At 56.6% G+C, this 15,972-nt stretch carries 15 protein-coding genes; 14 read left to right on the top strand and 1 reads right to left on the bottom strand.

What is annotated here, in order from left to right:
• Positions 1–81 precede the first annotated feature (81 nt).
• Positions 82–1,479 carry a UDP-N-acetylmuramoyl-L-alanine--D-glutamate ligase gene (murD, locus tag AC2T28_RS12440; RefSeq protein WP_486749313.1) on the top strand — a complete coding sequence of 466 codons (1,398 nt, stop codon included), beginning with the start codon at positions 82–84 and terminating at the stop codon, positions 1,477–1,479.
• A 23-nt stretch (positions 1,480–1,502) separates the two neighbouring features.
• Here the strand turns inward: murD and AC2T28_RS12435 are convergent, their stop codons facing one another.
• Positions 1,503–2,681, bottom strand: coding sequence for a BaiN/RdsA family NAD(P)/FAD-dependent oxidoreductase (locus AC2T28_RS12435; RefSeq protein ID WP_486749312.1), 1,179 nt, complete (start codon positions 2,679–2,681; stop codon positions 1,503–1,505).
• 131 nt (positions 2,682–2,812) lie between these two features.
• On the opposite strand from AC2T28_RS12435, the gene ftsW reads away from it, so the two are divergent.
• From ftsW to AC2T28_RS12370, 13 genes are all read left to right on the top strand, one after another.
• Positions 2,813–3,982, top strand: a complete 1,170-nt coding sequence (gene ftsW, locus AC2T28_RS12430) for a putative lipid II flippase FtsW (RefSeq protein WP_486749522.1) — start codon at positions 2,813–2,815, stop codon at positions 3,980–3,982.
• Positions 3,983–4,003: 21 nt separating this feature from the next.
• Complete coding sequence (locus tag AC2T28_RS12425) at positions 4,004–5,101, top strand: UDP-N-acetylglucosamine--N-acetylmuramyl-(pentapeptide) pyrophosphoryl-undecaprenol N-acetylglucosamine transferase (protein ID WP_486749311.1); 1,098 nt, start codon at positions 4,004–4,006, stop codon at positions 5,099–5,101.
• Complete coding sequence (gene murC / locus AC2T28_RS12420; RefSeq protein ID WP_486749310.1) at positions 5,098–6,495, top strand: UDP-N-acetylmuramate--L-alanine ligase; 1,398 nt, start codon at positions 5,098–5,100, stop codon at positions 6,493–6,495. The genes AC2T28_RS12425 and murC overlap by 4 nt, the downstream gene beginning before the upstream one ends.
• A 3-nt stretch (positions 6,496–6,498) precedes the next feature.
• The gene (locus AC2T28_RS12415) at positions 6,499–6,756 is read left to right on the top strand and encodes a DUF2484 family protein (RefSeq protein ID WP_486749309.1); all 258 of its coding nucleotides are present in this window, start codon (positions 6,499–6,501) and stop codon (positions 6,754–6,756) included.
• On the top strand, positions 6,753–7,004 hold the full coding sequence (locus tag AC2T28_RS12410; protein WP_486749308.1) for a DUF2484 family protein: 252 nt from the start codon (positions 6,753–6,755) through the stop codon (positions 7,002–7,004). The genes AC2T28_RS12415 and AC2T28_RS12410 overlap by 4 nt, the downstream gene beginning before the upstream one ends.
• Positions 7,005–7,011: 7 nt before the next feature.
• On the top strand, positions 7,012–7,293 hold the full coding sequence (locus AC2T28_RS12405; protein ID WP_486749307.1) for a hypothetical protein: 282 nt from the start codon (positions 7,012–7,014) through the stop codon (positions 7,291–7,293).
• A gap of 92 nt (positions 7,294–7,385) precedes the next feature.
• Positions 7,386–8,309 carry a UDP-N-acetylmuramate dehydrogenase gene (gene murB, locus AC2T28_RS12400; RefSeq protein ID WP_486749306.1) on the top strand — a complete coding sequence of 308 codons (924 nt, stop codon included), beginning with the start codon at positions 7,386–7,388 and terminating at the stop codon, positions 8,307–8,309.
• A 287-nt stretch (positions 8,310–8,596) separates the two neighbouring features.
• Positions 8,597–9,532 (top strand): D-alanine--D-alanine ligase, encoded by a 936-nt coding sequence (locus AC2T28_RS12395; protein ID WP_486749521.1) that lies wholly within the window; start codon positions 8,597–8,599, stop codon positions 9,530–9,532.
• A complete protein-coding gene (locus tag AC2T28_RS12390) occupies positions 9,520–10,410 on the top strand; it encodes a cell division protein FtsQ/DivIB (protein ID WP_486749305.1) in 891 nt (296 codons plus the stop codon). The genes AC2T28_RS12395 and AC2T28_RS12390 overlap by 13 nt, the downstream gene beginning before the upstream one ends.
• 5 nt (positions 10,411–10,415) lie before the next feature.
• Positions 10,416–11,750 carry a cell division protein FtsA gene (gene ftsA / locus AC2T28_RS12385; RefSeq protein ID WP_486749304.1) on the top strand — a complete coding sequence of 445 codons (1,335 nt, stop codon included), beginning with the start codon at positions 10,416–10,418 and terminating at the stop codon, positions 11,748–11,750.
• Between the two features lie 379 nt (positions 11,751–12,129).
• Entirely contained in the window at positions 12,130–13,731 is a 1,602-nt protein-coding gene (gene ftsZ / locus AC2T28_RS12380) for a cell division protein FtsZ (protein WP_486749303.1), read from the top strand.
• 210 nt (positions 13,732–13,941) lie between these two features.
• Entirely contained in the window at positions 13,942–14,877 is a 936-nt protein-coding gene (lpxC, locus tag AC2T28_RS12375) for a UDP-3-O-acyl-N-acetylglucosamine deacetylase (RefSeq protein ID WP_486749302.1), read from the top strand.
• A gap of 239 nt (positions 14,878–15,116) precedes the next feature.
• Positions 15,117–15,965, top strand: coding sequence for an outer membrane protein assembly factor BamD (locus AC2T28_RS12370; RefSeq protein ID WP_486749301.1), 849 nt, complete (start codon positions 15,117–15,119; stop codon positions 15,963–15,965).
• The last annotated feature ends 7 nt before the right edge of the window (positions 15,966–15,972 follow it).

The following is a 15,972-nucleotide window of genomic DNA, read 5'->3' as shown; positions in this document are numbered from 1 at the left end:
ATCTGCACACCACCTTGCAATCCGACATCCCTCCGGTGCACTGTGCCGCCGAATTCACGAGGTTAATGAAAGGGCGCGCGGATGATCCCGGTTTATGGATTTTCAGGGGCCAATGTGGCGGTTCTGGGCTTAGGGCGATCCGGCCTGGCCACGGCGCGGGCGCTGCGGGCTGGCGATGCCACGCCGATCTGTTGGGACGACAACCCAGCCGCGCGCGAGATGGCCGAAGGCGAGGGCTTTACCTGCAGCGATTTACACAAGCAGGGGGCGTTTGACGATGTGACCTCGCTGATCGTCTCACCCGGTATTCCGCATCTCTATCCAACCCCTAACCCGGTGGTCAAAGCCGCGCTCGATGCAGGCGTGCCGGTGGACAATGACATTGGGCTGTTCTTCCGCTCGGTCTCGACTTCCGAGTGGGACAACTTTGAACGCATCCCGCAGATCGTGGCGGTGACGGGATCGAATGGTAAATCCACCACGGTTGCGCTGTTGCATCACATCTTGGAAAGCGCAGGCAAAGAGGTGCAGATGGCCGGCAATATCGGCCGCGGCGTGCTGGACATCGATCCGCCCGGTGACGGCGGCATCGTGGTGTTGGAGCTGTCGAGCTATCAGACCGAACTCGCCCGCGCCATGACGCCGGATGTGGCGGTGTTTACCAATCTGTCACCCGATCACCTGGACCGTCATGCGGGCTTGGGCGGTTATTTCGCCGCCAAACGTCGCCTCTTTGCCGAGGGCGGCCCAGACCGTGCGGTGATTGGTGTGGACGAGGACGAAGGCGTGTTTCTAGCCGGGCAGTTGTCGATGGGCGTGGCGGATGACCGGGTGATCCGGGTGTCCTCGGGGCGTAAGTTGGCTGGCGCGGGTTGGAATGTTTTTGCGCGCAAGGGCTTCTTGTCGGAATACCGCAAAGGGCGTCAGGCAGGATCGATTGACCTGCGCCAGATGACCGGGCTGCCCGGCGCCCACAATCACCAGAACGCCTGTGCCGCCTATGCTGCTGCGCGCACCTTGGGGCTGGCTCCGCGCATGATCGAAGGCGCGCTGGAGACCTATCCCGGCTTGCCGCACCGCAGTCAAATCATCGCAGATCAGGATGGCGTGCGATATGTCAATGACAGCAAGGCCACCAATGTCGACAGTGCGGCGAAAGCACTAAGCGCATTCAAAAAGATCCGTTGGATCTGTGGTGGGTTGGAAAAAGATGGCGGGCTTGATGCGCTGAAAGGGGCCACTGGCTCGGTGCAAAAAGCCTATGTGATTGGGCGCGAGGCCGCGAATTTTGCAATGCAGCTGGATGTTGAGGCCGAGGTTTGCACCACAATGGCCGAGGCGGTTGCGCAAGCAATGGCGGATGCACAGGAAGGCGAGACTGTATTGCTGGCCCCGGCAGCGGCCAGCTTTGATCAATACGACAGCTTTGAAAAACGCGGAGATGATTTTGTCGCTGAAGTAGACAAGCGGTTGAAATAGGGGCTCGGGCTCACCAAAGCAGATCAGCGGTTGGCAATGGCGGTTCCGGCCGCGTGGCCCGAGGACCAAGCCCATTGGAAATTGAAGCCGCCCAGCCAGCCTGTCACATCTACCGCTTCGCCAATGGCATAGAGGCCGGGAACAGATTTAGCCTCCATGGTTTTCGACGACAGCGCATCCGTGTCGATGCCGCCCAGCGTGACTTCGGCGGTGCGGTAGCCCTCGGTGCCCGATGGGCTGAGCTGCCAATTGGACATTTTGTGGCACAGATCCTGCAGCGCGGCGTCGGATTGGTCGGCCAAACGGCCTTTGAGGCCGAACTCTTTCGCCAGATAATCGACCAGCCGGCCGGGCAGCAGACGCGACATCTCGGTGGTCAGGTCGCGGCGGCCTTCGGTCTGACGTTGCTCGCGCAACAGGTCGTATAGCGGGAGTTCAGGGATCAGGTTGACTGTGATCTCCTCACCCTCTCGCCAGTAAGACGACAGTTGCAGCACTGAAGGGCCAGACAGGCCACGGTGGGTGAACAGCAGTGCTTCGTCAAACGAGGTGCGGGCGTTGGACAGGCGCGCGGGCAGAGCGACGCCAGCGAGTGGCTTGAACTGGTCGTCGGAGAAGGTGAAGGGGACCAGCGCGGGGCGGGTTTCGGTCACAGCCAGGTCAAACTGGCGGGCGATGTCATAAGCGAGCCCGGTTGAACCCATCTTGGGGATAGACTTGCCGCCGGTGGCCAGCACCAGATTACTGCAGGTTAGGATTTGTACCTTTCCCTCACGCTCAATCGTAACCAAAAACCCCTGATCCGTGCGGCTCACTGACTGGACTGAGGTCTGCAGCCACAGATCGGCACCAGCCTGTTTCAGCTCATCCACCAGCATCGCGACCACTTGCTTGGCGGACCCATCGCAGAACAACTGCCCCAGGGTTTTCTCGTGCCAGGCGATGTTGTGTTTGCCCATCAACTCAATGAAATCCCATTGAGCATAGCGCGCCAGTGCGGACTTACAGAAATGCGGATTGGACGAGAGGAAATTTTTCGCCTCGGCATACATATTGGTGAAGTTGCAGCGGCCACCGCCCGAGATGCGAATTTTCTCGCCCGGATTGCGGGCGTGGTCGATCACAAGCGTGCCTGCCCCGGCGAACCGGGCGCACATCATGCCAGCCGCGCCAGCACCAAGAATGAGGGTTTGATACAACATTGTCAGCCCATGGCGCGGATTACCGCCAAAGGCAAGAGGAAGAGGCTGGCCTGAAGTATCAGTTTGGGGTAGCAATGTGGCAGAGACCCCGAAAACGGGGCGAAATTGAGGCACAGATTGGCGGTATTCCCATGACTGAAATGGTCTATGGCGCGGTTCCCACGCAGGTTGGTGAACCGATTCTTCCGAAATGGTGGCGCACAGTTGATAAATGGACTCTGTCCTGCATCCTGGGCCTGTTCATCGTTGGCTTGTTGCTGGGGCTAGCGGCCTCGGTGCCATTGGCCTCGCGTAATGGGCTTAGCAATTTTCACTATGTTGAACGCCAGGTGGTATTTGGCTCAGCGGCTTTGATCGCGATGGTCGTGACCTCGATGATGTCGCCGACCTTGGTGCGGCGGTTGGCGGTGCTAGGATTTGCCTGTGCCTTTGTTGCGCTGGCGTTTCTGCCGATTTTTGGCACCGACTTTGGTAAGGGTGCTGTGCGTTGGTACAGCCTTGGTTTTGCCTCGGTGCAACCCTCGGAATTTTTAAAACCAGGATTTGTTGTTGCGGCAGCCTGGATGATTGCGGCTAGCCAGCACATCAATGGCCCTCCAGGAAAGCTGTGGTCTTTTGGCCTGTGCGTCACCGTGGTTCTGATGCTGGCGATGCAACCTGACTTTGGCCAGGCCTGTCTGGTGCTGTTTGGCTGGGGCGTGATGTATTTTGTGGCTGGCGCGCCGATGCTGTTACTTGTGGGTATGGCAGGTGTTGTGGTGATGGGCGGCATGTTTGCCTATGCCAATTCCGAGCACTTTGCCCGCCGTATTGATGGCTTTCTGAACCCTGAAGTCGATCCCAGAACCCAGCTTGGCTATGCCGCTGATGCAATCCGCGAAGGCGGACTGTTTGGTGTTGGTGTGGGCGAGGGGCAGGTGAAATGGTCCCTGCCAGATGCGCACACTGATTTCATCGTGGCCGTAGCAGCCGAAGAGTACGGGCTGGTGCTGGTGCTGATCTTGATCGCTCTTTACGCAATCATCGTTGTGCGGTCTTTGTTCCGGTTGATGCGAGAGCGTGACACGTTTATTCGCCTGGCGGGCACGGGTCTGGTGTGCATGTTGGGTGTACAGGCGATGATCAATATGGGCGTTGCAGTACGTCTGTTGCCGGCCAAGGGCATGACGCTGCCGTTTGTCAGTTATGGCGGATCGTCGCTGATTGCCACAGGCATTGCAGTTGGGATGCTTTTGGCCTTTACCCGTTCACGCCCACAAGGTGGCATTGCAGATTTGCTGCGCGGACACACGCGCGGCTAAGATTAAGGAATACAGGGGCGGATGGCACAAAAACTGCTTTTGATGGCGGCAGGCGGCACCGGTGGGCATATGTTCCCGGCGCAAGCACTGGCCGAGGCCATGTTGGAGCGCGGCTGGCGGGTGAAACTGTCCACCGACGCACGCGGTGCGCGCTACACCGGGGGCTTTCCCGACGGCGTAGAAATAACCCAGGTCTCTTCGGCGACTTTTGCCCGTGGGGGGCTATTGGCCAAGGCCATGGTTGGGCCCAAAATAGCAGGTGGTGTGCTGAGCATGGCACTGCAAATGCGCCGTGACCGGCCCGATGCGGTGATTGGCTTTGGAGGCTACCCGTCCATTCCGGCACTGGGAGCGGCAAGGCTGTTGAAACTGCCGCGATTGATTCATGAACAAAATGGTGTACTTGGACGCGTAAACCAGCTGTTTGCCAAACGCGTTGCAGGCGTCGCCTGTGGTGTCTGGCCAACGGATCTTCCCGACGGTGTATTGGCTGAACATGTTGGAAATCCCGTGCGCGGTGCTGTGCTAGAGCGAGCAGGGGCAGGTTACATTGCGCCGGGTGATTACCCAATGTCGGTTCTGGTCATGGGCGGTAGTCAGGGTGCTCGGATCCTGAGTGATGTTGTGCCTGAAGCCATTGCTACTTTGCCCGACGGGGTGCGCCAATACTTGCGTGTGTCGCACCAGGCGCGTGATGAGGACGGCGAGCGAGTTGCAGCGTTTTATGCCGAACATGGTATCAACGCCGATGTGCAGCCATTCTTTCATGATGTGCCAACCCTGATGAGCGAGGCCCAGTTGGTTATCTCGCGCTCTGGGGCGTCTTCCGTCGCTGACATTTCGGTAATTGGTCGCCCTTCAATTCTGATCCCCTTTGCAGCAGCGGCAGGCGATCATCAGAGCGCCAATGCGCGTGGCTTGGTCGAAGCTGGTGGTGCCATTTTGATCCCAGAAAGCGCACTTGACGCTGGCTCGTTATCCGAGCAAATCAGCACCATTCTAAGCAACCCTTCCGCGGCAAGCCAAATGGCCGCAGCAGCATTAAGCGCCGGAGTTCCCGATGCCACTGACCGTTTGGTGGCTTTGGTCGAGCAATTGGCGAAAAAGGATAAGACATGACCCCTACAACCAAGCTCCCCGGTGACGTTGGCCCAATCCACTTTGTTGGTATTGGTGGCATTGGTATGTCGGGCATCGCCGAGGTTCTGTTGAACCAGGGGTACGTTGTCCAGGGATCTGATCTGAAATCCTCAAAAATTACGGATCGTCTGGCTGAACTCGGCGCGCATGTGTTTGTGGGTCAGAAAGCCGAAAATCTGGAAGAGGCCTCGGTTGTGGTGATCTCATCCGCGATCAAACCGGGCAACCCGGAACTGGACGAGGCCCGCCGCCGTGGCTTGCCTGTGGTGCGCCGCGCTGAAATGCTGGCCGAACTGATGCGGTTGAAATCCAACATCGCAATTGCCGGTACTCACGGCAAAACCACCACCACCACCATGATGGCTGAACTAATGGTGGCCGGGAAATTCGACCCCACCGTGGTCAACGGTGGCATCATTCACGCCTATGGTAGCAATGCCCGTGTTGGAGCTGGTGAATGGATGGTGGTTGAGGCGGACGAGAGCGACGGTACTTTCAACCGACTGCCTGCAACCATCGCTGTTATAACCAATATTGATCCCGAGCACATGGAGCACTGGGGTAACTTTGATGCTCTGCGCGACGGGTTCTATGACTTTGTGTCGAACATTCCGTTCTACGGCGTCGCCGTTTGCAATACGGATCATGCCGAGGTGCAGGCACTGGTGGGCCGGATCACCGATCGCCGGGTTGTTACCTATGGCTTTAACGCTCAGGCTGATGTGCGTGCTAGCAACCTGACTTACAAGGCCGGTGTGGCCCATTTTGACATCCACTTGCAGACCGAGGATCTAGTAATCGAAGGGTGTAGCCTGCCGATGCCGGGTGACCATAACGTTTCCAACGCGCTGTCCGCCGTGGCAGTGTCGCGCCATCTGGGTATGGAGCCTGACGAAATTCGCGAGGCACTGGCTAATTTTGGTGGCGTCAATCGCCGCTTTACCAAAGTGGGTGAGGTCGATGGCGTCACGATCATTGATGACTACGGCCACCACCCGGTTGAGATTGCCGCCGTTCTCAAGGCAGCGCGCCAGGCCAGCGAGGGCAGGGTAATCGCGGTGCACCAGCCACACCGCTTCTCGCGCCTGTCCAGCCTGTTTGATGATTTCTGCGGCTGCTTTAACGAGGCAGACGTGGTGGCGATCTCCGAAGTTTTTGCGGCTGGCGAAGATCCAATCGAAGGCGCCTCTCACGAAGATCTGGTTGCGGGCCTGATCCGTCACGGCCACCGCCACGCGCGGGTTTTGATCGACGAGGATGATCTGGAACGCTTGGTACGTGAACAGGCGCAGCCCGGTGACATGGTTGTCTGCCTGGGGGCCGGTACCATTAGTGCCTGGGCGAACGGGCTGCCAACTCGGTTGCAAGGCTAAAACATGGCGCTGGCGGGGCTCAGCACCTCTGTCACCTATGCGGTGATCTGGGCGTTGATGGCCACTTCTGTGGCATTTCTTCCAATGCGATGGCAGTTCCCGCCGGGTATCGTCCTCCTGCTTGCGGCTCCTGTTATCATCGCTTTCTTGGGCGTCCAGCACGGTTGGTTGCCTGCCTTGGGCGGCTTGGCTGCTTTTTTCTCGATGTTTCGCAAACCTTTGCGCTACTATTGGCGCAAGTTGAGAGGAACGCCGCAATGACGACATCCCTAATCCTGGCCGCGATCTGGGCCTTGGCCGCCAATGTACTGGCGATGATACCCAGTCACGACAACCACTGGCGTCGGGCCTATGTGTTGATTGCATTGGGCATTCCACTGTTGGGCTACGTGACTTATGAAAATGGCCCCTGGTGGGGCTTGGCGGTGCTTCTGGCGGGTATGTCAGTGCTGCGCTGGCCTGTAATCTACCTAAGCCGTTGGGTGCGGCGGCAGTTGAACAGGGGTTAGTGGGACATTGGAATCTCTTATTCTTTTTGCGGTTGGCATTAGCGCAATTGTATTTGCGCATCTGATGGCACTGCGCGGTCGCTATATGTTGATCCTGGTGTTGTTGGCTTTGACGGGAGTGCTATACGCGGCGATTCATTGGTATGTCGGCACGCTTGAAGGTTGGGAGGAGGTGGCTCTGGCCATATACGCGCTGATTGCAGTGATGCCTTTTGGGATCGGGTTGGTGCTCGGCACCATAACTGGTTGGGTTTATTCCCTCCTGAGAAGGTCGCGCGCCGCAGGCTAGGCTAAATTCCCCCTAGTATGGAAATCTGGGCGTTGTTTTGCCACTGCGACTTGGGCTAGATGCGCAAAACGGCGTAGCAAGGGACCTGCAACATGAACATGGACAATATCCGGGGGCGACTGACCTCAAATCGTGTTCTGGCGGATCTGACCTGGCTGCGTGTCGGCGGTGCCGCCGATTATCTGTTTCAGCCTGCTGACGTTGAAGATCTGGCACTCTTTCTGTCTCTACTTGATGCGGATGTTGCGGTTTTCCCGATGGGCGTTGGCTCGAACCTAATCGTGCGCGATGGCGGCATGCGGGCTGTGGTGATCCGCCTTGGCCGTGGCTTCAATTCTATTGAGACCAAAGGCGATATTGTCATTGCAGGCGCGGCTGCGCTGGATGCGCATGTGGCGCGCAAGGCGGCTGACGCCGGACTGGACCTGACATTCCTGCGCACGATTCCGGGCTCCATTGGCGGGGCTGTCCGTATGAACGCCGGTTGCTACGGTAGCTATGTCGCGGATGTTTTTGTCTCGGCCACCATCGTCACGCGCCAAGGTGAAATTCGTGAGATCACGGGTGAAGATCTGGCCTTCCAGTACCGCCAGACGAACCTGCCCAAAGGCGCGGTTCTGGTCTCTGCCAAGTTGCGAGCCGGGGCAGGGGAGCCAGACGAGCTCCACGCCCGTATGCAAGCACAGCTGGAAACCCGTGATAAAACGCAACCAACCAAGGATCGCAGCGCAGGGTCGACTTTTCGTAATCCAGCCGGATTTTCATCCACAGGCAAAGCGGATGATGTTCATGACTTGAAAGCTTGGAAAGTGATTGACGACGCTGGAATGCGTGGTGCGATGGTTGGCGGTGCGCAAATGAGTGAGAAACATTCCAACTTTCTGATCAACAGGGGTGGCGCAACTGCCGCAGATCTTGAGGGTTTGGGCGAAGAGGTCCGAAAAAAGGTTTACGCCTCAAGCGGGATAACGCTAGAGTGGGAAATTATGCGGATCGGTGAACCGCTGTCAGACTAACCTGAAATTCCTAATGCGCCCAAACACTTCCTAGCAATAGAACGTGCGAGTGCTTTTCTGGATTGAGCAGAATTATTAGGGAAAAGGTAAACTTGGTAAACCAGCTGTTAATAAGTCGGTAAGACTTGGGTTGGTAGGATGGCGCAGGGACTGGGTGTTCCCTTTGATCCGGCGGCGGTGACGCCAAACAAATAAAAGGGCGAAAATCGTCCGAACATAAAAACGGGCCGACAACGGCTCTAATAACCAAAGGGGCGCAAAGCCCTGTGTATATTGAGGCATCTGAAGTGGGTAAGTCGAGCGGGACTCCCCCGAAAGTAGCGGTATTGATGGGTGGGCCCTCGGCTGAACGCGAGGTTTCCTTGTCCAGCGGGCGCGAATGCGCCGCCGCATTGCGGGGTGAAGGGTTTGAAGTGGTAGAGGTGGACGCCAGTCCAGACCTCTGCGCGCGGTTGCAAGAAATTAAACCGGATGTGGCCTTTAATGCTTTGCATGGACGCTGGGGTGAAGATGGCTGTGTTCAGGGATTGCTAGAGTGGATGGGTGTTCCCTATACACATTCAGGCGTATTTGCCTCGGCTTTGGCCTTGGATAAACAACGCAGCAAAGACGTCTACCGTAGCGCCGGATTGCCGGTTGTTGAAAGTGGTCTGTTTGATAAAGATGTTGTGATGGCATCACATGTGATGGCACCGCCCTATGTGGTTAAGCCCAACAACGAAGGCTCCAGCGTTGGCATTTATCTGGTGCACGAAGATGCAAACACACCGCCGCAGCTTTCCGACGATATGCCAAATCAGGTCATGGTCGAAACCTATGCGCCAGGTCGTGAGCTGACGACCACAGTTGTTGGCGATAGAGAAAACGATCCAGGGGCTCTGACCGTCACTGATATTTTGACAGATGGTTGGTATGACTACGATGCCAAGTATCAGCCCGGTGGCTCGCGCCATGTGGTTCCGGCGGACCTGCCAGCCGAGATCTTTGATCTGTGCATGGAGTATGCCCTGCGGGCGCATCGTGCGCTGGGATGTCGTGGTGTTAGCCGCACCGATTTTCGCTGGGACGAAAGCCGCGGTGTTGATGGATTGATCTTGCTGGAAACCAATACGCAGCCGGGTATGACACCAACATCACTCACCCCTGAACAAGCCGCACATATGGGTATGACCTTTGGTCAACTCTGCGCCTGGTTGGTAGAGGACGCATCATGCAATCGTTGATCCCATGGCGTCGTAACAAGGCTTCGCAAAAGCAAGACCCTGCGCCGTCGCGGCTGAAATACCGCATGCAGCGATGGATGCTGACGCCCGGCATTCGCCTCGGCTTGCGCATTGGCGTTCCGTTCTGCCTGGTTTTTGTTTTGGGTTCTGCCTATATGGCCAGCGAAGAGCGCCGCGATGCGCTCAACATTTTCATTTCTGACATTCGCCAGGCGATCCACGATCGCCCTGAGTTCCAGGTCAAGATGCTGGCTATTGATGGGGCCAGCGGCGATGTCTCGGATGATATCCGCGAAGTTGTCTCGCTGAACTTTCCGATGAGCTCTTTCGATCTTGATGTCGATCAAATCCGTAAAGTGATTGTTTCGCTGGACTCCGTGAAAACCGCCGCGGTGCGGGTCCGTTCGGGCGGTGTGCTGCAGGTTGACGTGGTCGAGCGACAGCCGGTGTTGGTATGGCGCAGTCGTCAGGGGCTGGCTTTGTTGGACGAAACTGGTGCGCATGTCGCTGAACTGGGGCACCGTTCGATGCATGCTGACTTGCCTCTGATCGCAGGTAAGGGCGCGGACGCACATGTCGACGAGGCCATGAGACTGTACGCGGTCGCCAGTCCATTGGGGCAAAGACTGCGCGGCTTGGTCCGTGTGGGCGAGCGTCGTTGGGATGTGATTCTGGATCGCGGGCAAAGCGTTATGTTGCCTGCCGAGGACGCGGTTTCGGCTCTGGAGCGGGTGATCGCGGTGAGCGAGGTGCGAGACCTGCTGGAGCGTGATGTCGCTGTGGTGGATATGAGATTGTCAGCCCGTGCCACGGTACGGATGAGCGAAACCGCCGTCCAGGAGTGGTGGCGGATTAGACAGATTAACGGAGGCGGATAGAAGGCATGACAGATCTCTATCAATCCCAGCGAGCCATGCGGCAAATGCGCCGTCAGTCCATGCAACGCGGCGTGATTGCCGTACTGGATGTCGGCAGTTCCAAAATAGCTTGCCTGGTGCTGCGATTTGACGGCAGCAGCCGACTGAGCGAAGACAGCTCTATCGGGTCGCTGGCTGGTCAGTCCGGTTTTCGGGTCATTGGCGCCGCGACGACGCGGTCACGCGGTGTGCAATTTGGCGAAATTACTGCGATGCAGGAAACCGAGCGCGCGATACGCACGGCGGTTCAGGCGGCGCAGAAAATGGCCGAAGTTCGGGTCGATCATGTGATCGCATGTTTTTCAGGGGCCAACCCGCGCTCTTACGGGCTGGATGCTCAAGTTGACCTGCAGGGGCAGGTGGTTACCGAGCATGAAGTGGCCTGTGTGCTGGGTGCCTGCGAAGTGCCTGAATACGGCGTGGGTCGCGAAGTTTTGCATGCCCAGCCTGTCAATTTTGCGCTCGACAACCGGTCGGGTCTAAATGATCCGCGTGGGCAGTTGGGGCAGTCTCTGGCCGTAGACATGCATATGGTCACTGTTGATGCCGCAGCGGTTCAGAACCTGGTGCGCTGCATCAAACGCTGTGATCTTGAACTTGCCGGTATTGCCAGCTCAGCCTATGCCGCTGGGATATCTGCCTTGGTCGAGGACGAGCAGGAACTTGGCGCGGCCTGCATCGATATGGGCGGCGGATCGACCTCGGTGTCGATCTTTATGAAAAAGCACATGATCTATACCGATGCGGTTCGTATGGGCGGAGATCACGTGACCAGCGATATTTCGATGGGGTTGGGTGTTCCAACTGCGGCGGCTGAACGGATCAAGACCTTTTGCGGTGGCGTACATGCCACCGGTGCCGATGATCGTGATATGATTGATATTGGTGGTGACACTGGCGATTGGGAACATGACCGGCGCACGGTGTCGCGGGCCGAGCTCATTGGCATTATGCGTCCCCGTGTTGAGGAAATCTTTGAAGAGGTGCGCGCTCGGTTGGATGCCGCCGGATTCGACCAACTTCCAAGCCAGCAGATCGTTCTCACTGGCGGCTCGAGCCAAATTATGGGTCTGGACGGCCTGGCTAGTCGTATCTTGGGGCATCAGGTTCGTCTTGGGCGACCTTTGCGGGTGCATGGACTGCCACAATCCGCCACAGGATCCAGTTTTGCCAGTGCCGTAGGGTTAAGTTTGTTTGCAGCGAACCCGCAGGATGAGTGGTGGGACTTTGAAGTTCCAACTGACCGACAGTCCGGCGGGTCGCTGCGCCGCGCTGTCCGCTGGTTCAGGGATAATTGGTAAGAATTGTTGGAGGGCGACTGAAAAATGCGTCCTGCAACTGAATGCCTGATGACAGGGATCTGAAGACGCGTTAAAGTGTCGTCAACCAGCCATTTAAGTGGCGGAACACGCAGGCCGAGCAGTGGTTTGCACCGAAATGGACGAAACGTGCGATTGCTTCTGTTTTGCAGAGTTGTTTGGCGTGTTTGTGTGTTTCTGACTGAAATACCCTTGATATAGACTCGTAGGCGAAATGTCGCGGACAGTTGACGCATTTTTGCCATATTTTGTGGGGAAACGCGCTTTTTTTGATGACGAATTCGCCCTCACGAGGTAGTGTCAAGGTTGACAGGAAATAAAAATGCCTCGGACAGGGGCGCATAATAAAAGGCGGAATGAGATGACATTGAACCTTTCGATGCCCGGGCAAGAAGAGTTGAAACCACGTATCACCGTGTTTGGTGTTGGTGGTGCAGGTGGTAACGCTGTCAACAATATGATCGAGAAAGAGCTGGATGGCGTTGATTTCGTCGTTGCCAATACAGACGCACAGGCGTTGCAGCAAAGTGCCTCCAAAAGCCGTGTGCAGCTGGGCGTTAAGGTAACCGAAGGTCTGGGTGCTGGTGCGCGCCCCTCGGTTGGTTCCGCCGCTGCTGAAGAAAGCATCGAACAAATCGTTGATCACCTGGCGGGCGCACACATGTGCTTTATCACCGCAGGTATGGGTGGCGGTACCGGTACAGGTGCAGCCCCGATCATCGCACAGGCCGCCCGTGAACTGGGTGTTCTGACCGTTGGTGTTGTCACCAAGCCGTTCCAATTCGAAGGTGCCAAGCGGATGCGCCAGGCAGAAGACGGCGTCGAAGCCCTGCAAAAGGTGGTCGATACTCTGATCATCATTCCCAACCAGAACCTGTTCCGGCTGGCTAATGAAAAGACCACATTCACCGAAGCCTTCTCGATGGCAGATGATGTTCTGTATCAAGGTGTTAAGGGTGTGACTGACCTGATGGTTCGCCCTGGTCTTATTAACCTGGACTTTGCTGATGTTCGCGCCGTAATGGACGAAATGGGCAAAGCGATGATGGGCACAGGCGAGGCAGACGGTGAAACCCGTGCTGTTGAGGCCGCTGAGAAAGCCATCGCCAACCCGCTGCTGGACGAAATTAGCCTGCGCGGTGCCAAAGGCGTTCTGATCAACATCACCGGTGCGCATGACCTGACACTGTTTGAGCTGGACGAAGCCGCCAACCGCATTCGCGAAGAGGTGGACCCAGAGGCCAATATCATCGTTGGTTCCACATTGGATACCGCCATGGAAGGCAAGATGCGCGTTTCGGTTGTTGCAACTGGCATCGATGCTGTCGACGTTCAGACCGATCTTCCGGTACCACGTCGCCCGATGTCGGCTCCTTTGACAAAAACAGTCACAGCCGAGCAGCGCCCTGCGCCGCTTGAACTGGAAGCCCCTGTTGAAGTTCCTGTTGCAGCGGAAGTGGCTGCACAAGAGCCTTCGCTGTTTGAGGGAATGGATGTCGAGCAAGCCGCAGCGCAAGAGCAAGCCGAAGACATTTTCGAAGAGCCAGAGCAGATTGCTGAAGATGGCCTTCCGGCGCCAGCTTATCAGCCTCAGGTCGCAGCGTTCCAGCCACAGGCCGATGTTGCCGAGGCTCCAGCTGAGACATTTGTTGCGCCCAAGGCTCCAGCGCCTGGCACACCTTCGCCCGAGGCGATTGTGCGTTTACAAGCCGCAGCTCAGCAAGCGCAGCCAGCTGCTGCAAATAACACTTCACAGGATGAAACCCGGCAGCGTGGCGGGTTTGGCCTGAACTCTCTGATCCACCGTATGACGGGTCAGGCCGGTGATACACCTGCCGCTCCTCAGCAGCCTCAGCGCCAGCAACCGACTCTGCATCAGCAGGCTCCAGCTCCGGTTCAAGAGATCAATCCTGAGCAAGAGCGGATCGAAATTCCTGCCTTCTTGCGTCGTCAGGCGAACTAAGACAGTCACATATCTCGAAAAGGGGGTCATCTGCGGATGGCCCCTTTTTGTTTGATTTCAGGAGGTTGGTTGCAGTTAAGCGGTGTTTTGCCGATTTGTTACAGCCATGTTTCAAACCGTTACAAAGATTGAGTTGTTACATTTTTCGTAACATCTTAGTTCTACCGCAACACAGCTCATGAAGCTGGACACGACGCGACGAGGCACAGAGTGCAAAATACGCTCAAGACATCGGTGACATTTGAAGGAGTAGGCCTGCATTCAGGGCATGCTGTTAAAATGAGTCTGCGTCCGGCACCTGCGGGCCACGGTATCATATTCAAACGCACAGATATCGCCTTGGGCAATGCTACCATTCCCGCTCGCTGGGATATGGTTGAGCGCACCGCTCTGTGTACCCGGCTGGTCAACGAAGCTGGCGTTTCTGTCTCCACCGTCGAGCACATTATGGCAGCCCTGGCTGGGTGCGGTGTGCACAATACACTGGTCGAGATCGATAGCCCTGAAGTTCCAATCGTTGATGGCTCGTCTGCTCCGTTTGTGCGCGGTATCATGAAGCAAGGCCTGCGCCGGTTGTCTGCGCCGGTTGTTGCTTACGAAATTCTCAAGCCAGTCACTGTCGAGCAAAATGGTGCCAAGGCAACATTGATGCCCTCTGATCGTACTCGGATCGAGTTTCATATCGACTTTAACGACGAGGCGATTGGCCAGCAAAGCAAGTCGTTGGACATGCGCAATGGTACCTTTGCACGTGAGCTTTGTGACAGCCGCACATTCTGTAGCCGTTCGGATGTTGAAACCATGCAGGCCAATGGCTTGGCTCTTGGTGGTGTCCCGGGCGAAAATGCCGTGGTTTTTGATGGCAATTCAGTCGAGAGCGGTGCAGGGCTGCGTCATGATGATGAACCTGTGCGCCATAAGATGCTGGATGCGCTGGGAGACCTTGCACTGATTGGTGGGCCGTTGATTGGGCTGTATGTTGGCCAACGGGCAGGGCACTCATTGACCAATACCTTGCTGCGTGAACTTTTCTCCACACCTGATGCGGTTCGGACCGTTACCTGTGATGCTGTGATGGCGTCTCGTTTGCCGGGTCAAGGCCTGGTTTGGTCTGAGATCCCAACAGAAGTAGCCCGAGTCGCCTAATCGATCCCTTTGGGTCTTCACCAAGACGTGGTTTCCCAACGCTCCTGGTTGGGGCTGTTTTTCCATGGTAACTGTGGTTGTTTCCGTCTTGTTGGCTCGCTGCCCTTGACCGCGCCCGGCTTTCTCTGCCAAGTGAACACGAAATTGGTTTAAAGACGTTTTGCACATCAAATGAATGTGCTAGACCAAACGGAACCGGGGTGAACACCCGCAAGATAAGACGGTGAGGTTAGGCTATTATGATCGGCATTAGGGCAGGGGCCAGAAGCATTGGCGCAGTTCTTCTGCTCGCTGCAGTTGTTGGTTGCAGCGGCGGTGGCCGTGAAGGCAACCGTTCAATAAATCTCGAAGCTTTCACGCCGGAACAGATTTTTGAACGCGGTGAGTTTGAGCTGGCACGTAATCGCAACGTAGATTCTGCCTACTATTTCTCTGAAATCGAACGCCTCTATCCGTACTCGTCTTGGGCGCAACGTGCATTGATCATGCAGGCCTTTGCTCATCATCAGGACAAAGACTATGAGAATAGTCGCGCTGCTGCTCAACGCTTTATCGATTTCTATCCAACAGAAGAAGACGCAGCTTATGCGCAGTACTTGCTGGCGCTGAGCTATTACGACCAAATTGACGAAGTTGGCCGCGATCAGGGGCTGACCTTTCAGGCTCTGCAGGCCTTGCGAACTGTGATCGAGGTGTACCCGGACAGTGAGTACGCCAATTCGGCCATTCTGAAGTTTGATCTGGCGTTTGATCACTTGGCCGGCAAAGAGATGGAAATCGGCCGCTATTATCTGCGAAAAGGGCATTTTTCCTCTGCGATCAACCGTTTCCGCGTCGTTGTCGAGGATTTCCAGACCACCAGCCATTCACCCGAAGCCCTACATCGTTTGGTCGAGGCCTATCTTTCACTGGGTCTGACCAACGAAGCGCAAACCGCTGGAGCAATCTTGGGCCATAACTATCGGTCGTCTGAATGGTACGAGGATAGCTATAAGCTGCTGACTGCAAACGGATTGAAGATGAAAGACCGGGGCAACAACTGGTTGAGCCAGATCTATCGTCAGTCGGTTCGAGGGCAATGGCTGTAAGGCCTGA

The sequence above is a fragment of the Parasedimentitalea nitratireducens genome (genome assembly GCF_057444295.1).
Note: the sequence above shows the minus strand (reverse complement) of the source record. Positions and strands in the feature narration are given on the sequence as shown.